Annotated in this window: 20 protein-coding genes; 9 read left to right on the plus strand and 11 right to left on the minus strand. The window is 51.6% G+C overall.

Annotation, left to right across the window (positions count from 1 at the left end; all coding sequences use genetic code 11):
* The 8 genes from E3E32_RS08165 to E3E32_RS08200 all read right to left on the minus strand — a co-directional run bounded on the left by E3E32_RS08165 (position 1) and on the right by E3E32_RS08200 (position 9,149).
* Complete coding sequence (locus E3E32_RS08165) at positions 1–1,215, minus strand: complex I subunit 5 family protein (protein ID WP_167731310.1); 1,215 nt, start codon at positions 1,213–1,215, stop codon at positions 1–3.
* A 3-nt stretch (positions 1,216–1,218) separates the two neighbouring features.
* A complete protein-coding gene (locus tag E3E32_RS08170; RefSeq protein WP_167731311.1) occupies positions 1,219–2,661 on the minus strand; it encodes a hydrogenase 4 subunit D in 1,443 nt (480 codons plus the stop codon).
* A gap of 4 nt (positions 2,662–2,665) precedes the next feature.
* A complete protein-coding gene (locus E3E32_RS08175) occupies positions 2,666–3,166 on the minus strand; it encodes a 4Fe-4S dicluster domain-containing protein (RefSeq protein ID WP_012572526.1) in 501 nt (166 codons plus the stop codon).
* Positions 3,167–3,171: 5 nt separating this feature from the next.
* Complete coding sequence (gene fdhF, locus E3E32_RS08180) at positions 3,172–5,307, minus strand: formate dehydrogenase subunit alpha (protein ID WP_167731312.1); 2,136 nt, start codon at positions 5,305–5,307, stop codon at positions 3,172–3,174.
* 350 nt (positions 5,308–5,657) lie between these two features.
* Positions 5,658–6,416: a formate dehydrogenase accessory sulfurtransferase FdhD gene (fdhD, locus tag E3E32_RS08185; RefSeq protein WP_167731313.1), complete on the minus strand. Its 759-nt coding sequence runs from the start codon at positions 6,414–6,416 to the stop codon at positions 5,658–5,660.
* Positions 6,417–6,463: 47 nt separating this feature from the next.
* Positions 6,464–7,294 (minus strand): Coenzyme F420 hydrogenase/dehydrogenase, beta subunit C-terminal domain, encoded by an 831-nt coding sequence (locus tag E3E32_RS08190; RefSeq protein ID WP_167731314.1) that lies wholly within the window; start codon positions 7,292–7,294, stop codon positions 6,464–6,466.
* Positions 7,291–7,974 (minus strand): 4Fe-4S binding protein, encoded by a 684-nt coding sequence (locus E3E32_RS08195; RefSeq protein WP_238516391.1) that lies wholly within the window; start codon positions 7,972–7,974, stop codon positions 7,291–7,293. The genes E3E32_RS08190 and E3E32_RS08195 overlap by 4 nt, the downstream gene beginning before the upstream one ends.
* Positions 7,971–9,149 (minus strand): nickel-dependent hydrogenase large subunit, encoded by a 1,179-nt coding sequence (locus E3E32_RS08200; RefSeq protein ID WP_167731315.1) that lies wholly within the window; start codon positions 9,147–9,149, stop codon positions 7,971–7,973. The genes E3E32_RS08195 and E3E32_RS08200 overlap by 4 nt, the downstream gene beginning before the upstream one ends.
* Before the next feature lie 274 nt (positions 9,150–9,423).
* Between E3E32_RS08200 and E3E32_RS08205 the strand changes: the two genes are divergently transcribed.
* From E3E32_RS08205 to E3E32_RS08220, 4 genes are all read left to right on the plus strand, one after another.
* Positions 9,424–9,636, plus strand: coding sequence for a TRAM domain-containing protein (locus E3E32_RS08205; protein WP_012572520.1), 213 nt, complete (start codon positions 9,424–9,426; stop codon positions 9,634–9,636).
* Between the two features lie 113 nt (positions 9,637–9,749).
* The gene (locus E3E32_RS08210; protein ID WP_167731316.1) at positions 9,750–11,027 is read left to right on the plus strand and encodes a tRNA (N(6)-L-threonylcarbamoyladenosine(37)-C(2))-methylthiotransferase; all 1,278 of its coding nucleotides are present in this window, start codon (positions 9,750–9,752) and stop codon (positions 11,025–11,027) included.
* 173 nt (positions 11,028–11,200) lie between these two features.
* Positions 11,201–11,602 (plus strand): hypothetical protein, encoded by a 402-nt coding sequence (locus E3E32_RS08215; RefSeq protein ID WP_167731317.1) that lies wholly within the window; start codon positions 11,201–11,203, stop codon positions 11,600–11,602.
* Between the two features lie 19 nt (positions 11,603–11,621).
* The gene (locus E3E32_RS08220) at positions 11,622–12,188 is read left to right on the plus strand and encodes a signal peptidase I (protein WP_167731318.1); all 567 of its coding nucleotides are present in this window, start codon (positions 11,622–11,624) and stop codon (positions 12,186–12,188) included.
* On the opposite strand, the gene E3E32_RS08225 is transcribed toward E3E32_RS08220, so the two are convergent.
* Positions 12,185–12,541, minus strand: a complete 357-nt coding sequence (locus E3E32_RS08225) for a cupin domain-containing protein (RefSeq protein WP_167731319.1) — start codon at positions 12,539–12,541, stop codon at positions 12,185–12,187. The genes E3E32_RS08220 and E3E32_RS08225 overlap by 4 nt on opposite strands.
* A 108-nt stretch (positions 12,542–12,649) precedes the next feature.
* Here E3E32_RS08225 and E3E32_RS08230 point away from each other — a divergent pair, with 108 nt between their 5' ends.
* The 3 genes from E3E32_RS08230 (at position 12,650) to E3E32_RS08240 (ending at position 16,283) form a co-directional block, all read left to right on the plus strand.
* Complete coding sequence (locus E3E32_RS08230; protein WP_167731605.1) at positions 12,650–14,287, plus strand: metallophosphoesterase; 1,638 nt, start codon at positions 12,650–12,652, stop codon at positions 14,285–14,287.
* Between the two features lie 96 nt (positions 14,288–14,383).
* Positions 14,384–15,604, plus strand: coding sequence for an inorganic phosphate transporter (locus E3E32_RS08235; protein ID WP_167731320.1), 1,221 nt, complete (start codon positions 14,384–14,386; stop codon positions 15,602–15,604).
* A gap of 4 nt (positions 15,605–15,608) precedes the next feature.
* Positions 15,609–16,283 (plus strand): TIGR00153 family protein, encoded by a 675-nt coding sequence (locus tag E3E32_RS08240; protein WP_167731321.1) that lies wholly within the window; start codon positions 15,609–15,611, stop codon positions 16,281–16,283.
* A 45-nt stretch (positions 16,284–16,328) separates the two neighbouring features.
* Here the strand turns inward: E3E32_RS08240 and E3E32_RS08245 are convergent, their stop codons facing one another.
* Positions 16,329–16,556: an Lrp/AsnC family transcriptional regulator gene (locus E3E32_RS08245; RefSeq protein WP_012572508.1), complete on the minus strand. Its 228-nt coding sequence runs from the start codon at positions 16,554–16,556 to the stop codon at positions 16,329–16,331.
* Positions 16,557–16,608: 52 nt separating this feature from the next.
* On the opposite strand from E3E32_RS08245, the gene E3E32_RS08250 reads away from it, so the two are divergent.
* Positions 16,609–17,256 (plus strand): phosphotransferase, encoded by a 648-nt coding sequence (locus E3E32_RS08250; protein ID WP_167731322.1) that lies wholly within the window; start codon positions 16,609–16,611, stop codon positions 17,254–17,256.
* Here E3E32_RS08250 and E3E32_RS08255 read toward each other — a convergent pair.
* On the minus strand, positions 17,224–17,550 hold the full coding sequence (locus E3E32_RS08255) for a hypothetical protein (protein WP_167731323.1): 327 nt from the start codon (positions 17,548–17,550) through the stop codon (positions 17,224–17,226). The two genes, E3E32_RS08250 and E3E32_RS08255, sit on opposite strands and share 33 nt — an antisense overlap.
* A 68-nt stretch (positions 17,551–17,618) precedes the next feature.
* Between E3E32_RS08255 and E3E32_RS08260 the strand changes: the two genes are divergently transcribed.
* Entirely contained in the window at positions 17,619–19,490 is a 1,872-nt protein-coding gene (locus tag E3E32_RS08260; protein WP_167731324.1) for a S9 family peptidase, read from the plus strand.
* Positions 19,491–19,492: the final 2 nt, after the last annotated feature.

Consider the following 19,492-nt stretch of genomic DNA (forward strand, 5'->3'; position numbering starts at 1 on the left):
TCACCACCTCACCCATATGTAGTCACAGATGAACTGGCTCACTAGCGAGAGAATTAGCAGTATAACCACTGACAGGGCTATGCTCCCTGCGAGCTTCCTTATCACATCTGGCTCTCCTTCGCTTAGGATGTATGCGTGGACAGCTCTGAGGAACAGTATGAACGCTATCACCCACTCAACGGCCGTAAAGTATGCCAAAGCTGGGCTCACTGTAAGGAGGGTTTTTATGACGTTGAGCTTGCTTAGGAAGAGGTTGAATGGCGGGACACCTTCGAGGGCAAATATTGAGGCCATCACTAATCCTGCGGTGAGCTGGTCTGCTTTCATCATGCCTTTGGTTTTCTCCAGGCTCCTCGTACCGAAGACGTAGAGGAGTGCGCCCGTTGATATGAACGCCGCCGCCTTCGCGAGTCCATGTGCCACGACGTAGTAGTCAATGCCCTTCTCCACTCCTGCAACGCCGAGGAGGCCTGCCAGGATGAGCAGGTACATCCAGCCCATGTTGTCTATCGTTGACCACGCGAAGAGCCTCTTGACGTCGTCCTGGAGAGCGTAGCTGAGTATGGCAGCCAGCATGCTGAGCACTGCCATTGCGCCGATGAGATAGACTATCCAGGTTGCGACGCTCCATCCCACGGCATCGAGAACCCTAATAGTTCCGTAGAGGCCGAGCTCAACCATGGCACCACTCATCAGAGCCGAGACTGGGCTCGGTGCGGCTGGATGAGCATCGGGAAGCCAGAAATGGAGCGGGAAGAGGCCAGCCTTGGCCGCAAAGCCTAGGAGGAAGAGAGCGACTATTGCGTTTGTGTATTCAGTTATCGGACCAAAGTTGAAAGTCCCGTGGGCGGCATAGTAGAGAGTAACAGCCAGCATCAACGGCGATGTATCGAAGATGTGCATGGTCACGAAGTACTTCCAGCCAGCCTTCTTGACGCTCTCCTCTGGCCAGTCGTAGATTATCAGGAAGTATGAGGCGAGCGTCATTATCTCCCAGAGGAAGAGGAAGCTGAGCCAGTCCTGGACCATTGGGATGAAGAGCATTGAGACTATGAATATTAGGATGGTCGGATAATAAGGTATCTTTGGCTTGAAATCGTATATCTCCAGGTATCTGAACGATGCCACGAGCGCCGCTATGCCGAGTATCGCGACGTTGAGTACGAAGAACACTGCAGTTCTATCGAGTGAAAGAGTGAGCGTTACGTCGAACATTTTTCACCACCCCACTTTGACGATCAGTGGATACGCTATGTACGGGGCCAGCACGGCCAGAACAAGCAGGATAATCATCACAGCCTTCATCAGTGGCGTAATCTCGACTTCTTCTCCGCCCTCGCTGAAGACCATGCCGTGTATCCTCTTCAGAGACACCATGAGGAACACTGCTGAGTCGAGGAGAAGTAAAACAAACATGGCAATGATGAGGACGCTCTCTTCCATTGCCTTGGCATTGCTGAGTATTCCCAGCTTTCCGAAGAACACGCCGAATGGTGGGACGCCAGCTAAACCGAGCAGGGCAAAGGTCCAGCTGTAGCCGACCACAGGGGATTTAATGAGGCCCTTTATCTTGTCCATCTCAAGGGTTCCCAGGGCGTAGCTGAACGTTCCAGCCGTCAGGAAAGCGAGACCTTTGATGTAGGCATGGTTGAATAGCTGGAACATTGAAGCCTGAAGTCCCCCCTGCAACCCGAGGACTGCCGTCGCGAGGGCCACGTACATCAGTCCAGACTCTGCTATTGTTGAGTAGGCGAGCAGCCTCTTCGCGCTCTTCTGGAGAGGATACATCAGGATGCAGATTATCTGAGTGGCGATGATGAGGGTTGCCATGACGTAAAATCCTTCTTTGGGTATGGGATTCATGAACTGGATGAATCTGGCCAGCAGGTAGACACCCATCTCAACCATCGCTGCACCGTGGAGGAAGGCTGAAGCAGGTGTTGGGGCGACCATTGCATCTGGAAGCCATGAATAAAGCGGAAACTGGGCACTCTTGGTAAAAGCAGCTATCATGACCCCGATAAAAACGACGAGTTTAAGGCTGTCATTGAGGCCAGAATATGCAAATATGCTCAGGTCGTGAAGGTATGTGATTCCTATACCTACCGCGGTGTATAGACCTATCACCGCTCCAAAGTTGGTAACAAGCAACGCTTTATATGCCGCCCTTTTGGCCTTTTTACCTCCATAATAGCCTGCTACACCCCAACAGGCGAGGCTCATAATTTCGAAGAATATCAGCAGCTGGAGAACCGACGAGGAGTAAATGAATGCGAGTGTTGCTCCGATAAAGAGCACCATCCAAGCGTAAAACCTACCCTTATCCTCATAGACTGGGTGCTCTTTGTTCTCCGGGCTCATATAGTCTTTTGCATAGATCATAAAAAGCAGTCCGGCTGTTATCACAACCAGGCCAACGCACACACTCATTGGGTCTATCAAGAGGCCGTAGATCTCACCGAGGGTTGTGGAGCTCATGAGAGTTTTGTGTATAGTAGGCATTCCAGATGAATAGAACTCATAAACTCCCGCGAGATTGAGTATTGTGGCAAGGATGACAGTGATGAGCATGAAGTAATCCGCTCTTTTACCGTCGAGTTTGAACAGTAAAAGGCCTCCAACCAGCGGAATTGAAAAGGAAAGAATAAAAAGCTCTTCCATGCTATCACACCCCCGTCAGCGGGATGCGCTCTGCAGTTTTGGCGAGTTCTATGGTTTTCTCCGTAAACTTCTCCCTTCTCTTCTTGACTATCTCGTTGAAGTCGCCGTAGATGAGAGCATCTGTTGGACAGGTCTCAACACAGGCTGGAAGCTTTCCTTCGGCTCTCCTGTGGGCGCAGAGGTCACATTTGCCCATTATCTTGTTGATGAGATCGAGCTCGGGTATTCCAAAGGGACAGACTATGCCGCACATGAGACAGCCGATACACTTCTGTGGAGCGAGCAGGACTGCTCCATCCTTGTCGCGGTAGAGGGCGTTGGTCGGACAGACCTCAACACAGGGAGCTTTCTCACAGTGGCGGCAGTTGAGGGCCATAGCGGCCATTTCCTGCCACTCAAAGACGCTGATGAATGACATTCCACTGTGTTCGCGCTCGCAAGCTACCTCACAGGCGCGGCACTCGATGCACTTTGAAAAGTCAATAAAGACTGTCTTTCTAGCCATTTAATTCACCCCCTAACGACCTCAATCTTGGGTATGAGTGGTGGAAGTTTCTCCATGAGCTTCCTGGCCTCTTCCTCTGTGATCTTAGCGACGTTACAGGCACAGGCTTTGGTTTCCGGTATCTTTGCTACCGGGTCGAGGGCATCGTTGGTGAGGACGTTTGCTCCCCAGTGCCATGGGACAGCTATTACGCCCTTCTTGACAGCCCTGGTGACCTTTGCCTTAATCGGATATGCTCCTCTCCTTGTGACGACCTTAACCCAGTCTCCACTCCTTATTCCAAGCTTTGCTGCGTCCTCCGGATGTATCTCGGCCAGGGGCTCTGGCCAGCGCTTTTTGAGTGCACAGCTCCTCATGGTCATAGTTGCGGTGTGGTACATTCCGACGTATCTGTGGGTCGTAAGGAGGAACGGATACTCTTCGTCTGGAAGCTCAACAGGCCCCTTGTACTCCGGAACGGCCGCGAGGTTGGCCTTTCCGCTGGGAGTAAGGAACTTCTCCTTGTAGAGAACCCTCGTTCCTGGGTGGTCTGGGCTCGGGCATGGCCAGTGGAGTCCTGCAAGGTTCTCCTTGAGCCTCTCTGGGGTTATACCGCGATACTGCGGAGTACAGGCGTTGATTTCCCTGAGAACGTCGGCTGCATCGTTGTAGACGAATCCACCGGATCCAGTCTTGTCAAAACCGATGGCCTTACCGACCTCGCTCAGAATCCACCAGTCGGGCCTTGCTTCTCCGGGTGGTTTTGCCGCCTGGAAGCTCCACTGCACGCGTCTCTCTGTATTGGTCAGAGAACCCTCGTTCTCGAGCATGGCCGCGGCTGGCAGGACTATATCAGCATATTCCATAGTTGGGGTCGGGACGATGTCCTGGACGACCATGAACTCGAGCTTCTCGAGGGTGTGCATCACGTGGTTGGCGTTTGCCTCGCTTATGACGGGGTTCTCACCCATGACATAGTAGGCTTTGACCTTGCCCTTGTCAGCGGCATATGCCGCCTCCACAGTTGTTAGTCCAACCTCGCCGCTCAGCTCAACACCCCAGAACTCCTCAAAGAACTTCCTCTTTTCAGGATCAGTGACGGCCTGATAGCCTGGGAAGACGTTTGGTAGGGCCGCCATGTCACATGCTCCCTGAACGTTGTTCTGACCGCGCATTGGGGAACAGCCGGCACCTTCTTTGCCCTGATAACCGCAAATGGCCGCGAGCGTTCCAAGGAGCTTGACGTTTTCAGTTCCGTGGGTGTGCTGGGTTAGACCCATGGCCCAGGTTATGACACCCTTTCCTGCGGTCGCAAAGGTCCTTGCAGCTTCAATGATGAGTTCCGCCGGGACACCGGTTACCTTCTCGACGAACTCGGGTGTGAACTTCTCGACGGCTGCCACAACTTCATCGAAGCCAACGCATCTTTCCCTCACGAACTTCTCGTCGTAGAGCCGTTCCTTGATGATGACGTGGATGAGACCGTTTATCAGCGCAATGTCGCTTCCCGGGTAGTGCTGGAGGAATATGTCGGCGAACCAGGCCGTCCTGGTGAACCTCGGGTCAGCGACTATGACCTTAGCGTCCCTCTCCTTGGCCTTAAGGACGTAGCGGAAGCCAACAGGGTGGGTCTCAGCGTAGTTGTGGCCGATGATGAAGATGACGTTTGCCTCTTCAATGTCCTTGTAGGTGTTGGTCATTGCGCCGGCACCGAAAACAGCCTTGAGACCCGTGACAGTCGGTGCATGGCAGAGCCTTGCACAGTGATCAACGTTGTTGGTGCCGAGCATTCTGGCCAGCTTCTGGATGAGGTAGTTAGGCTCGTTAAAGGTCCTTGCTGAACCAAAGAACATGAGCTGATTCGGGTCGTCCTTGGCGTAGGCCTTGAGCCTCTCGGCAACCTCCTTTATTGCCTCGCTCCAGCTTATCTCAACGAACTTGCCCTGCTCCTTGGCCTTGAGGGGTCTCTTGAGCCTGTCCTTTGCGAGAAGGTACTCAACGACGGCGTTGCCTTTAGGACAGAGCTTTCCGAGTTCGTTTGAGATGTTGGGGATGTCTTTGGCGTATTCTATGCCTACGGGATAGCCATCAACACTCCTGATGTAGAGCCTGCACCCTACACCACAGTAGGGGCAGACCACTGGGACGAGCCTTTCACTCATTCTCCACACCTCCACATTGGGGAACATTTTTGGACGTCAATGTACTCTATATTGCGTACTGTACATCATTTACTTTTCAACGATAGTTCGCTGTTTGGCTTAAAACACTTTTTAAATCGCTTGGTTTTTAACAAAAGGTTATATCTATGGAGAAACAGCGAAATAAAGCCCTCAGAAGGCTTTTTTTAAGTTTGTTTGTATACTGCCAGATACTGGAGTAAACAAAATCACTTAAGGTCATTTATGGACGTAGAACATTGAATTAAGAATGCCATTGATGGACATGTTTGACTATTCATCAAGCTTTGTCCTTCAGGACGGGGGAAGTTAGAACAAAACAGGAGTAAGTCTTAGAACAATAATCGATGCTCCCCGGAGTACACGTTGAAGCGCCTTCCCCTCGCGAAGCCTATTAGGGTTACCCCGTGCTCCCTGGCGAGCTCCACACCCTTATCCGTCGGCGGTGATTTCGTCACCACTACTGGAATGCCCGCGTTGACTGCCTTCCTTACCATGCCGTAGGGCATCCTGCCGCTCGATGCCAGGATAAGCCTTTCAAGGTCGAGTCCGTTGAGGACAGCGTATCCTACGACCTTATCGACGGCGTTGTGCCTGCCTATGTCCTCGCTGAAGGCAACGACATTGGCGTTCAAATCGAAGAGGGCCGCCCAGTGGGTGCCCCCTGTCTTTCTCCACGTCTCAGCCAGCGTTGTCATCGTGGAGGATATCTTCAATACGAGGTCGGGGGTTATTTTGACTTCCTCGCCCTTCCTGCTGAGAATTTTGCCCTCCTTCATTCTGTAGGGGTCGCCGCAGGGGGTGTGTTTCACAACCAGCTCGCCCGTGGTGGGGGTATCCTTCACCTTCACATAAATCTCCCTGCCCTCAACCCATACGTCAACTATGTCCTCAGGTCTTTCATAGCCTCCGCATACGACAAATCCGGCTCCAAGTTCCTTCAGCTGGTTGGGTGAAGCTGGAAGTTCGGCGATAAACTCTTCGTCCTTTTCGTGTACTGCGAAGATTTCGAAGATCTCCTCGACGCAGACGTAGTCCTCTGTAGGAACGAGCCCATCTTGCCACTTGAGAATTTTCACTTTCTTTATCAACCCAACCACCTTCCAAAAAGGATAACAGGAAAATGAAAAAGTTGTCCTCAGAGCAGATACATCATGTTCTTCTGCGCTCTCGCAAGCTTTTCCCTGGCCGCTTTGAGGACTTCTCCCATCACGTGGGAGCCGTCGCGCAGCTCTATGTATCCGTCCTTCTCGGCGCTCTTAACGAGCTCTTCTGCCTTAAGGTTGCGCGTTATGAGGACAGTCCATCCCCTCTCGCTCTCCACGAAACCGGCCGAGATGTCGCTCCAGGTTCCGGTGTAGTCCGTACAGACCAGACAGCCGGCTTGGAGGTACGAGTAAACCTCTTTTATCGGCAGTGAGAGCACTGAATCACCGTGGTATATCTCCAGGTAGTCTCCCTTAAGGACTATGTCCTTGATATCCTGGGCCATTATGCCGTGCTTCATCCTGAGGTAGTTGAGGAATGCCTCGAATGCGAATGTTCCTATGCAGAAGAGGCTGACGATGTACTTTATCCTCTCTCCGAAATCACTTTCCAGGAGTGGGAAGTCCCTCATCTGGCCGAAGAACTGGGCCTGGCAGGGGAGGCAGACCACGGCAACGTTCTTTAGGTCTTCCTCCTCTATCTTGGCCTTCATCCTGGAGGCGAAGGGCACTATGCTCCACTTGTTTCCGGCAGTTTCAAGGAGTTCTTCCCTTGTCCTCGCAACTACCGCCTGACCCTCCAACCCCTCTGTCCTTTTGGCCGTTACAACGCCATCTATGAGGCCCTTCTCCAGGGCGTAGGCTAGGAGGGCTGTAACCGCACCGCCACTGGCAACCTTTCTTTTGAGGATTTCCTCATCGGTTGCCCGCGCGAGATAAATTCCAAAGACGTTTCCCAAAAGGTTGTCTGTAACACTCATCATCTCGCACCACCCATGGACAGAATCTGTGAGGCGCGCGGACACCTTATATAGCAGGTGCCGCAGCGGATACACTTCTCCTGAACGAGGTTAGGCCTCTTGTCTATCAGCTTGATTGCGTTGGTCGGGCACGACAGTTCACAGGCACCACAGCCTATGCAGAGGCCCGTAAGCACTATGTCGTCTATCAGGTCAAAGCCGCTCAGCTTCTTTATGTCGGCGCTCACCTTGAAGAGCCTCAGCCTTCTCTCGTCACCGTTGATGTAGAACTTGAAGAAAGACTGGAGCATCTGCGGTGTTGGTGGGCAGCCGGGGATGGAGTAATCAACTTTAATCACACTGTTTATGGGTTGGAAGTTTCTGTGGTCAGGCCTTGGCTCCTGCCCGCCGCGGCAGAAACGCAATATTCCGCTGAAGGTTGCACACGAACCGAAGGCCACCACAGTGTGAGCTTTTTCCCTTATCTCCTTCAGCTCTTCAAGAATCCTTGGTTCGTTCATACATGCTCCACCGGTTATTATCGCTACGTCGTACTCGTCGAGCTTGCACTCATCCTTCCGCAGGTATGATATGTCGAGCTCTATCAAATCCATGAGCTTTGGATATGCGCGAATGATGCTGACATTGCATCCCTCACAACCCCCTACATCAACATGAAGAACCTTGAGCTTCTCCATAATCATCCCTCCAACCTCACAACGTGGGTCGTACATGGAATACATGGGTCGTATAGGCGCATAACGGCCTCGGCCGCTTTAACGCTCAGACCTTTTGCCATCTCCTCCATCACGGGAATGTTGAACATAGTGGGGACGATTATCTTGGAGGAGACCACCCTGCCCTCGTCTCCAAGTTCGATCAAGTGGATGAGCGTTCCCCTTGGCGCCTCGTAGACTCCAACACCCTTGCCTGGCCCGAAAACTATGTTCTTTGTTCTGAACGGCTCGTCCATCTTTATGCTGTCAAGGATTTCTTCGAGCCTCAGGAGGGCTAGCGTTGTATCCTGAACCCTCGCGGTGTGAAGGCCATAGAGGGAAGAATCTGTAAACTCTCTGTAAACTTTCATCCTTGCCCTTGGGCCAGCTTCAACATTTTCCTCGCCGTAGAAAGCTATGAGTGTGGTGGACTCCTTTGAGTGGGGGTTATCCTTTCTGTATTCATAATAGGGCATTGTCTCAATTCTCTCAGCGTTTATATTGAATCTGTCCCCGTAGAACAGGCTGCTTACCAGGTAGTTGTTTTCCGCTTTCTTTTCCCTGAGTTCATCGGCAACTTCTGTCTGGATATCCTCATCGGTCAGCAAGTGTGTTATCCCCTCCCACTGCTCCGTCAGCTTTGGAAGGCGTGCTTTGAGGTTGTTGAAGACGCTCCACTTGGGGACAGAGAACATTCCTCCCACGGTGAGGTTTGGGGGATGTGTTGCTGCGCCTCCCATCTTGAGAAGGTAGTCGCTGATCTTGGCGTGGAAGTCCATGAGCTGGAACAAAACTTCTTCCCTTTTCTCCTCGATTAGCAGGTCCCCAGCAACCATGAGGAACTCGAGCATGTGGCTCTGAATCCTGTTCACGAGGCCAAGGGCTTCTCTCATCAGTATTCCGTTTCTTGGCGGTGTTATTCCAATGGCATTTTCTATGGCCTCGCTCATCGCTATACCGTGGGACGCATGACAGAGACCGCAAATTCTCATGACAGCTTCGACCGCGAAAAGTGGATTTTTGCCTACTACAAGCTTCTCAAATCCCCTAATCGGGGCAGTGGCGATAAAGAGTGCATCTTGAACTGTTCCGTTTTCTTCATACAGCACGAGCTTCGCCTCACCAGCGATTCGGCACACTTTGTTGAGGGTAATCTCACTCAAATTATCACCTCCAGATGAAATCCACTCCACCTAATCTAAACTAATGGGCTTATGGATAAAAGCGTTTTCTGAACCTGAGGTTTAAAACGGAATCTTCGGTCGAAATCTCACTTTTTTCAGCTTGTTTTGGTGTCCCAAACATTTTTGTTTACTTTTTTGGCAAAGGTAACTCACTGGAACTGCCCAAAGGTTTATAAAGTATCAAACTAAATAGACTTGGTGCTCTTCTGGAGCCATCCAAAGGGTACCAAAGTTGAAAGAGTTGGTGTTAGATATGTATGGAAATGGATTTGACGGTGGCTACGAAGCCCCTGTTAAGGTTGGAGAAAGGTATAGAGTTAAGATCGAGGGCCTTGGAAAAGGTGGCGATGGTATCGCCAAGATAAAGGGCTTCGTTATCTTCGTCCCGAACACTCAGGTCGGCGACGAGGTTGAGATCGTCATAAACTCAGTCAAGAGAAAGTTCGCTTTTGGAGAGGTTATTTGATTTCCTTTCCCTCTTACTATTATACTTTTGGAACTCATTATTCATGTTTTTTGATTTTGTATCCACAGACCTGACCAGCATGCTTTTTAAACCCCCAAGCCCAGGCGAGTGCGATGATAAAGGTTCACGTTGAGACCTACGGCTGCACCAGGAACAAAGCGGACGCCGAAATAATGGAGGCAATCCTCCTTAGAGCGGGCTATGAGTTAGTGGAGACTCCGGAAAGTGCTGACTACGTTGTTGTGAACACCTGCGCCGTAAAGGACCCTACTGAGAAGCACATGAGGGAGCGCATAAAAGAGCTCCTTGATTCTGGTAAAAGGGTCATCGTTACGGGTTGCCTCACACACGTCAACCCTGATATAATAGACCCTCGCGTTTCTGGAATACTTGGAGTAAAGAGCATAGACAGAATAGCTGAGGCAATAGACCTTGCCGAGCGCGACGGAAAGCTGGTGAGTGTTGAAGGCTGGCGCGAGAGAAGTCTTGACAAGCTTGGGCTTCCCCGCCTTTGGAGAAGTGGCGTTGCCTTCGTGGTTCCGATAAGCGAGGGCTGCCTCAACGCGTGCACCTACTGTGCAACGCGCTTCGCTCGTGGGGTTCTCAGGAGTTACAAACCTGAACTCGTGGTTAGGTGGGTCAAGGAGGCTTTGGCGCGCGGATACAGGGAGATACAGCTTTCCAGCGAGGACACCGGCTGCTACGGCCTCGATATTGGGACCAACCTGGCGGAGCTTCTCGATGAGATAACGTCCATAGAAGGAGAGTTCAGGATAAGGGTCGGCATGATGAATCCAAACCATGCAATAAAGTTCCTTGACGAGCTTATCGAGGTATATCAGGACGAGAAAGTCTACAAGTTCCTCCACCTGCCCGTCCAGAGCGGGGACAACGAAGTGCTGAGGAGAATGGGGCGCACTTACACCGTTGAGGAGTTCGAGGAGATAGTTAACGAGTTCAGAAGGAAGATTCCCGGGCTGAACCTTAACACGGACATCATAGTTGGTTTCCCTGGAGAGACCGAGGAAGCATTCCAGAACACAGTGGAACTGGTTAAGAGGGTGAGGCCTGATAAGATAAACGTTTCCCGCTATTCGCCGAGACCTGGAACGATAGCTGCCAAATGGAAGCAGCTGCCCGGCTGGAAGGTCAAGGAGCGCTCTCGCTTGCTCCACAGGCTCAGACTCCAGATCGCCTACGAGATAAACCAGGACTACGTTGGAAGGGAGATTGAGGTTCTCATCCACGGCGAGGGCAAGAAGGGCGGAGTGGAGGGCAGGACTTTCAACTACAAAGACATAATACTTGATGATGGGGCACCGGGTGAACTGATAAACGTCAGGGTCACTTGGGCAGGTTCCACATATCTTAAAGGCACTGTTTTACACTGAGGTATTTTTTGCAGATTCTACAATATTAATTGTTGTGCATACGATAAATTTGCGGTTCATTTGTAGAACCTACAATATCCTACAGTGAACCAACATGGTTTGTTTTAGAAAACTATTTATATATCTCATTCAACCAAAAGTCACAAGGCTATAGTCAGCAGGGGTGAAGTCCCATGATGAGGAACAATAAGAAGAGGTTAATCCCACTCGCGCTGGCGCTTGTCCTGGCGCTGGTTGGTGCTGCGCTTGCTGTGCCTGTTATTACAGTGAACGTTCAGGAGCTTGGTCAGGGAAGCAAGACGATCACTAGCACTGTCACCACGGCCGATGTCACCTGGAACCTTAACGCCAACAATCCTGACTACGTAGTCAGTGCAACGGTTACCATAACCACTGATCCCGGAGCTGGAACCCTCTACGTCAAGCTCTACAGCGGCACGACTCTAGTTGCATGGGGCCAGGTTACTCTTGATGGAAGCGGTACTTATACTGTGACATTCACCAACGGAGCCAGCGCTGATGGTGTTCCCCTCAGCAGCTTTGACACTGTTTATGTGGTCTACCAGGGTTCATGAACTCTCTAGGAGGCTTTGAATGAATGCCAAGCGCCGTGATATCCTTTCCATTTTGACTTATGTTCTCCTGTTCTTAGTCGTCTTGGTAGTTGTCCTTAAGTTCGTCTTCGGCTTTCAGTACGTTGTCATCCTTACTGATTCAATGAAGCCAAACATCAATCCCAACGACCTCGTTGTTACATATCCCTCTCACAATGTTCACGTTGGTGATGTTATCCTATACAACATCGAGATTGGAAACTCCACTTATAGAATCCTCCACAGGGTTGCCGAAATCCGCACAGATGAAAACGGACAGATCTATTACATTACTAAGGGAGACAACCGTGAGAGACCTGATCCATGGGTGGTATATCCCGATCAGGTCATCGGCAAACCTCTCCTCGTCATTCCCAAAATCGGCGTCATCTGGTACTACACCCCGCTGATAATCCTCGGCCTCATTATTATATTTATAGCCTCCCTTGCATATGACCTCGCATGGGCGTTTCTTGAAGAACCCCCAATCCCTCCCAAATCCAGAAAAGCTGATTTTCAACTCCTTAGGAGAAAGAAAATAAAGGTCTATCACCACAAGCGCCGCTAGGTCCATTCGTCGTCTGGAATGGCTTCCCGTTTGGCCGGAATCAGACAGAGGAACTCGAAGGTTTCGCTCAGTGCCTTGTAGCCGTGGGGCTCATTGGGCGGGACGTAGAGGAAGTTTCCAGCCTTAACGTGGTGCTCTCCCTTCCCGTTGGTTATTATTCCTTCGCCCTTCATGATGAATATCTCGTGCTCCCAGTCATGACTGTGGAGGGGTATCTCAGCACCCTTCTTGAGGACGAAATACCTCATCGCGAAGTTCTTGGCCCCGAGCTTCGGAGAAACGAGCCATCTGATGGTCACTCCCTCAAAACCGGTGTCTTTCTCGGGCACCTCGGTGTAGTGTCCGACGAACATGGTATCACCCCATTCTCTTGGGTGAACGGATATTTAAATATGGTGGGTCAGAAAAGCGAATCAAAAGGGCTTTAAGGCCGTGTATCAATCTCCTCTTAGGTGAAGTCCATGAAGAAAGCCACTTTTGCAATCCTGCTCGTCTTCATTGTGCTGGTCTCGGGATGTATCGGCTCCAGCGGAACCACCGGGACAACGGGAACGTCGACGTCTCCAACTTCCACGCCTTCAGAGGGCATAGACTTCGATAGCTATGAGAAGGGCCAGGTTCTGACAGGGTGGTACAACCTTGCCGATGTCTCAAAGATCTACGTGAGCAAAGGCTATGAGGATTTGGCCAAGCACTACTTCCCGGACGCTCAGATTCTTCCAGCTAAGGACTATGCTGGTGGCGTCGCGATCCTCTCTCCCGCCGACGCAAGGGCTCTCCTTAAGGGTAAGCCGATTCTCATCACAGTCAACGACTATTTCGGTTACATCATCTACAAGCTCGGCATCAAGTTCGTTGGCAAGGATAAGGGTATCTTCGCTGTCTTCAACCAGGATGGGAAGGCGTACTACGTCTTCACCGGAACGAGCAAGGCCGGGGCAGGTGCTGCCGTTGAATACGCGCTGGAACTTAAGAACGGCGGAAGCGTTAGGACGGACGATGTTGTCAGGATGGGTGACTTTGAGGGAATTTTGGTTAAGGTCATAGGCGACAACAATTGGAACGGAATCCCGGACGAGGGCGAACACTGGTATCTTGACTCCTTCAAGATCAAGGAGCCGTTCATCTACTACTGGCGCGTCGTTGAGGGAGAAAACGTGACGGTCAAGGGTGGTTTCATAAGCAACGTGAACGGCTCTACCGTCTACATCCACGCTTTGAGCTTTAACATCACTGTTGAGGTAAAGAATGCCAAGGGCATTGAGCTAACGTACATCATTGAAAACACCAATCCGGAAGTCCTCCAGCTTCCGGAGGGTACCGAAGCGGAAAACACATGGGTAAAGTTCACCACGAGCGCAGATTCATTCAACATAGCTCCCAAGGAGCTTGGCGACTATAAGATTATAGCCTTCGGTGACCACAGATCGGACGGTGGCACCGAGATCCCTGAGGTGTTCCTCAAAATAATGGAGGAGATAAACAATAATGAAGAAGATGCTGTGTTCATCATAGACAGCGGTGACCTTATCTATTCGGGAACGGTTGACCAGTGGGCGGCCTTGCTTGATGAGTGGGAGTGGGAGAAGCCGATATTCATTGCCCCAGGTAACCACGAGTACAGGGGAGAGGGAATAAACATTTACCATATGCTCTTCGGTCCGACAGATTACTCCTTTGTTCTCGGGGATTACTACTACATCTTCATGAACAACATCGAGAACGACTACAGCCTGAGCGACGAACAGTGGGCCTGGCTCCAGGATGAGCTTGAGAAGGCCAAGGAGATGGGTAAGAGGCCCGTCATAGTAATGCATGCACCGCCCGTTGATCCCAGGCCTGAGGGAGACCACGGCATGAACCCAACCGATGGAAAGAGGCTCCTTCAGCTTATGAAGGAGTACAATGCCTTTGGAATCTTTGGCCACATCCATATGTTCTGGAACGGAACCATTGACGGCGTCCACCTCGTAGTTACCGGTGCCGCTGGCGCTCCGCTATATGCGGCTCCGAACGAGGGCGGCTTCGACCACTACACGAGGCTCTTCATGAGGACTGGCGGAGGCATTGATGTTGAGCCCGTCAAGGTCGAACCATGATTTCTCTTTATTCTATTTAGGCCTATATAGAACATTGCGGTGCACTATATTCTACTGCGGCAAGATATTTATATCCTTAGGGGAAGCGTTCTCTCGGTGATAAGCGTGGATCCATGGCTGCTGATAACCATTGTTCTTGGATTCGCGATGGCTTGGGCCATTGGAGCCAACGATGCGGCAAATTCTATGAGCACTGCCGTCGGCGCTAGGGCAATAACTCCCAAGCAGGCAGTTATCATCGCGGGTGTTCTGGAGTTCACCGGTGCATACTTTTTCGGCAAGAGCGTCACAGAGACGATAAGAAAGGGCATAATCTATCCCGACAAAATCACAGATCCAACGGTTCTGATATACGGTTCCGTCGCGGCCTTGTTGGCTGCAACGATTTGGCTGGTAGCGGCTACCAAATTCGGCCTCCCGGTTTCGACGACGCACTCGATCATAGGTGGCATAGTAGGTTACGGAATAGCCTACGCCGGCCTGAGCATCGTCAATTGGGACAAGATGGCGCAGGTCGTCCTCAGCTGGATACTGTCCCCGGTAATAGGTGCCCTAATGGCTTACTTCATCTTCAAGGCCCTGACCAAGAGCATCTTCGAGAGTGGAAACCCCGTGAGGAGTGCGAGGCTATGGTCTCCCTTCTGGATAGGGATGGCCTTCGTGGTCATCGGGGCCATGTTCTACATCAAGGTTCTCCACGGGAGTGACCTCAAGATGGGGGTCATTTTCTATGGAATACCTCTTGGCATAATCGTTTTCATCCTCAGCTACTTCCTCATAAAGGTCCGCTTCCCCTCGAGCGACCCGTACATTGGCGTTGAGAGCATATTCAAGAAGGTGCAGGTGGTCACCTCTGCCTACGTGGCTTTAGCTCATGGAGCCAATGACGTTGCCAACGCAATAGGCCCTGTTGCCGCCGTTTACGCCGTCGCAACGATGGGTCTGGCTGGAATGCAGGTGCCTGTTCCGAGGTGGATTCTCGCCCTCGGAGGAGTAGGCATAGCGGTTGGCGTCGCAACCTACGGCTATCGCGTCATGGAGACGGTCGGCAAGAAGATAACAGAGCTCACCAACACGAGGGGCTTCACCATAGACTTCTCCGCTGCAACGGTGGTTCTCGTGGCTTCCTGGCTTGGAATGCCGATCTCAACGACCCACACGGTGGTCGGTGCCGTCATAGGCATAGGCTTGGCCAGAGGAGTAAAGGCAATAAACAAAAACATCGTGAGAGATATAATAATCTCCTGGTTCGTGACGGTTCCGATAGCGGCCGTTGTGAGCGCCATTATATTCAAGGTGCTTATGGTGGTGGGGTGATATCATGCAGGTGTGGACCAAACTCTTCGCGAAGAGCCCGTTCAAGCCTCTAATTAAGCACGCTGATGTGGTCCTCCAGACAGTTGAGACCCTCGAGAAGGCCCTTCGCCTTTGGTACGAGGGGAACTTCGAGGAAATGGAGAGGGTGGCCATCGAGGTCGACCGCCTCGAGGACGTCGCCGACAGGATAAAGGAGGAAATAAGGGACTCCCTCAGCTCCAAGCTTCTCATGGCCGTCGCGAGGGAGGATGTTCTCGTATACCTCCACATGCAGGACAAGGTTGCCGACGCTGCTGAAGACACCGCCAAGTGGCTCCTCATCAAGAGACCGAATGGAATCCCGGCCGATATTAAGGATATAATCCTCCAGATGGGGACGGAGAGCATCAAAGCTGCTAAGCTTGTCCACGAGGCTATAGTCCAGATGGACCGCGTCATAGAGAGCGGCTTCACCGAGAAGGAAATCGAGAGGGAGTACGAGATAATCAGGGAGATAGAGAGCGTCGAGAGTAAGATAGACGGACTCGATACGAGGCTCATGCAGCTCGTCTTCGAGAAGGAGAACGAGCTGAGCTGGGGCGACGGTTTCTACATCCTCAACATAGCAAGAACTCTCAGTAACATATCCGACAAGGCCAAGGATTCGGCGGAAAGAATAAGGCTCATGATGAACAAGTGAGTCTTTTTTCTTTTCTCAGAAACGAAAGTAGGAAAATCGAGAGGTTCAGATGGCTATCATCGTCGAGGTCATCTGTATCTCGGACATTTTCCTTATCTTCTCAGTGATGAACTGGTCCAGATCCTTGAGCGTGTCGGTCTCAACCTTAACTACAAGGTCGTACTCGCCGTAGACGACGTATGCTTCTTTAACCTCCGGCATAGCGAGAAGCTTCTCCATAACTTCCCTTTCCTTTCCAGCGGCTGTAACCATCAAAATAAAAGCCGTCACCATGGCTATCACCAAAAGTATTTTATCGGCGGAGTATTTAAGCTTATCGAGGCCTATGTTCGACCACCTGATAAGCAGAGCTCAGCTGGAGCGCTTTTACTCTCACCTGGAAGGGTTAGGATTGGCCGAAATAAAGCCTTACGCCAAAGGGACGACGAGCCTTATTTTCAGAGCCAGATTAGAGGAAAAAAGCGTCATAGTTAAGCTCCAGCGTCCGGATTCTCCGAGGATGAACTTCAAGAGGGAGGCGGAGATCATCAAGATACTCGAGCCATACGAGGTAACGCCCCGGCTTGTAGACTACGGAACCTTTGAGGGCCTCGAATATCTCATTCGCGAGTTTGCAGAGGGTGAGATAATCTTCTACGCCGAGGTTGAAAAGCGCCATCTCTTCGAGATAGCCCATAAAACGGCCCTTCTTGACAGGCTCGGCCTCGATCATGGCCAGATACAGGGCGGAAAGCACATAATAGTTGGTAAGCGCGTCTGGCTTATAGACTTCGAGAAGGCCGGCTTCAGGAAGCCCAAGAACCTCACATCGGCGATGGCCATGCTCTTCATCAACGACAACTACATCTCGCGCAGGATAAGGGAAAAGTTCGGCGTTGGGGGATCTTTTCTAGACGAGATGAGGAAAGAACTAAGGAATTATAAGAGAACCGGAAACCTCTCAGGCCTTATGGGACTTCTTTCTCGCCTTTAGTCTGTCCGCGTAGAGAGCTAGGACTGGAATCACCACTGCCATCGCTATGAGGCCCATTCTCGGATCCCATATGTAGTTGAAGACAAGTATCACGACTATCGCTATGGCTATCATGAGGAAGAGATCCCTGTCGAAGAGCCTCGACTTCGCCAGTATGTTCTGTTCTCTGGCTACGTAGGCCAGGTAGAGCGGTATCCCTATTGCAGCGAGGACTACTCCAAGGTACGTCCTGAAGGCCAGTGATACGGCGAGTCCCGCTATGAGAATTATTCCAACGGCGTACTCATCTTTCATGTTTCCACCTGTCCACTGGGTTAGGCTTATATACTTTTAAGGCTCTCTACTAAATCGGTGATACCGTTATGAGCAGCATCGAATGGAACGAAAAGACCTTTTCTAAGTTTGCTTATTTGGGCGACCCCCAGATCAAGGGAGATAGGGTCGCCTACGTTCTGACCAAGGCCAACATGAAGGACAATAGGTACGAGAACACTGTGGTGGTTGAGGACATCGAAACTGGAACAAGGCGCTTCATCGAGAACGCTTCCATGCCTCGCTTTTCTCCGGATGGCAGGAAGCTCGCCTTCATGAGGCCCAACGAGGAGAAGAAGACTTCCGAGATATGGGTTGCCGACGTTGAAACGCTTAGCGCCAAGAAGGTTCTGGAGGCTAAAAACGTCCGCTTCATCCAGTGGAACGACGATTCCCGGCGTCTCCTTATTGTAGGCTTCAAGCGCAGGGACGATGAGGACTTCATCTTCGAGGACGATGTCCCTGTGTGGTTCGACAACATGGGCTTCTTCGACGGCGAGAAGACCACCTTCTGGATTCTCGACACCGAGAGCGAGGAGATACTCGAGGAGTTTGAGAAGCCGCGCTTCAGCTCAGGTATCTGGCACGGCAACGCCATAGTCGTCAACGTTCCTCACCGCGAGGAGGGCAAGCCCGCCTTCTTCAAGTTCACCGATATCTACCTCTGGCGCGATGGAGATGAGGAGAAACTCTTCGAGAAGGTTTCCTTCCAGGCGGTTGATTCCGACGGCAAAACCATCCTCCTTCGCGGCAAGCCCGAGAAGAAAAAGCTCAGCGAGCACGACTTCCTCTACCTCTACGACGGCGAGCTGAAGGCTATAAATGAACACCTCGGCAGGAATACAGGCCAGGCTAGGCTCGACGATGGCAGAGTCTACTTCACCCTCTACGAGGCTGGCAGTATCAACCTCTACCTGTGGGATGGTGAGGTTGAGTCTATAACCGTTGGCGAGCACTGGGTCATGGGCTTCGACGTCGACGGTGGAAAGGTTGCGATGCTCATCGAGACTGCAACGCGCTTGAGGGAGCTCTACCTCTACGACGGCGAACTTAAGCAGCTCACCGACTACAACGGGCCGCTCTTTGAGAGGCTCAGGACCTTTGAGCCGAGGCACTTCAGGTTTAAGTCCCTCGACCTCGAGATAGACGGCTGGTACATTAAGCCAGAGCTGAAGGAGGACGAGAAGGCTCCGGTCATAGTCTTCGTCCACGGCGGGCCGAAGGGAATGTACGGCCACTACTTCAAGTACGAGATGCAGCTGATGGCGAGTAAGGGTTACTACATCGTCTTCGTGAACCCGCGTGGAAGCAACGGCTATTCAGAGGACTTCGCCCTCCGCGTTCTGGAGAGAACAGGCCTCGAGGACTTCCTGGATATAATGAACGGAATCGAGGCGTTCTTCAGGCTTGAACCGCAGGCCGACCGCGGGAGGGTTGGAATAACGGGCATCAGCTACGGTGGATTCATGACCAACTGGGCGCTGACGCAGAGCGAGCTCTTCAAGGCTGGAATAAGTGAGAACGGCATAAGTTACTGGCTGACGAGCTACGCTTTCTCCGATATAGGTCTCTGGTTCGACAGGGAGGTAATCGGAGATGACCCGCTGAACAACGAGAACTACAGAAAGCTCAGCCCGCTCTTCTACGTCGAGAACGTCAAGGCACCGATACTGCTCATCCATTCGCTGGAGGACTACCGCTGCCCGCTCGACCAGAGCGTCATGTTCTACCACGCCCTCAAGGACCTCGGCAAGGAGGCCTACATAGCGATATTCAAGCGCGGTGCTCACGGCCACAGCATAAGGGGTTCTCCAAAGCACAGGGCCAAGCGCTACAAGCTCTTCATGGAGTTCTTCGAGAGGAAGCTCAAGAAGTACGAGGAAGGTTTCGATGTGGAGAAGATTCTGAAGGGCTTAGAGTGAGC

The organism is Thermococcus sp. GR6 (genome assembly GCF_012027415.1).
In the GTDB taxonomy this organism is placed as follows: domain Archaea; phylum Methanobacteriota_B; class Thermococci; order Thermococcales; family Thermococcaceae; genus Thermococcus; species Thermococcus onnurineus.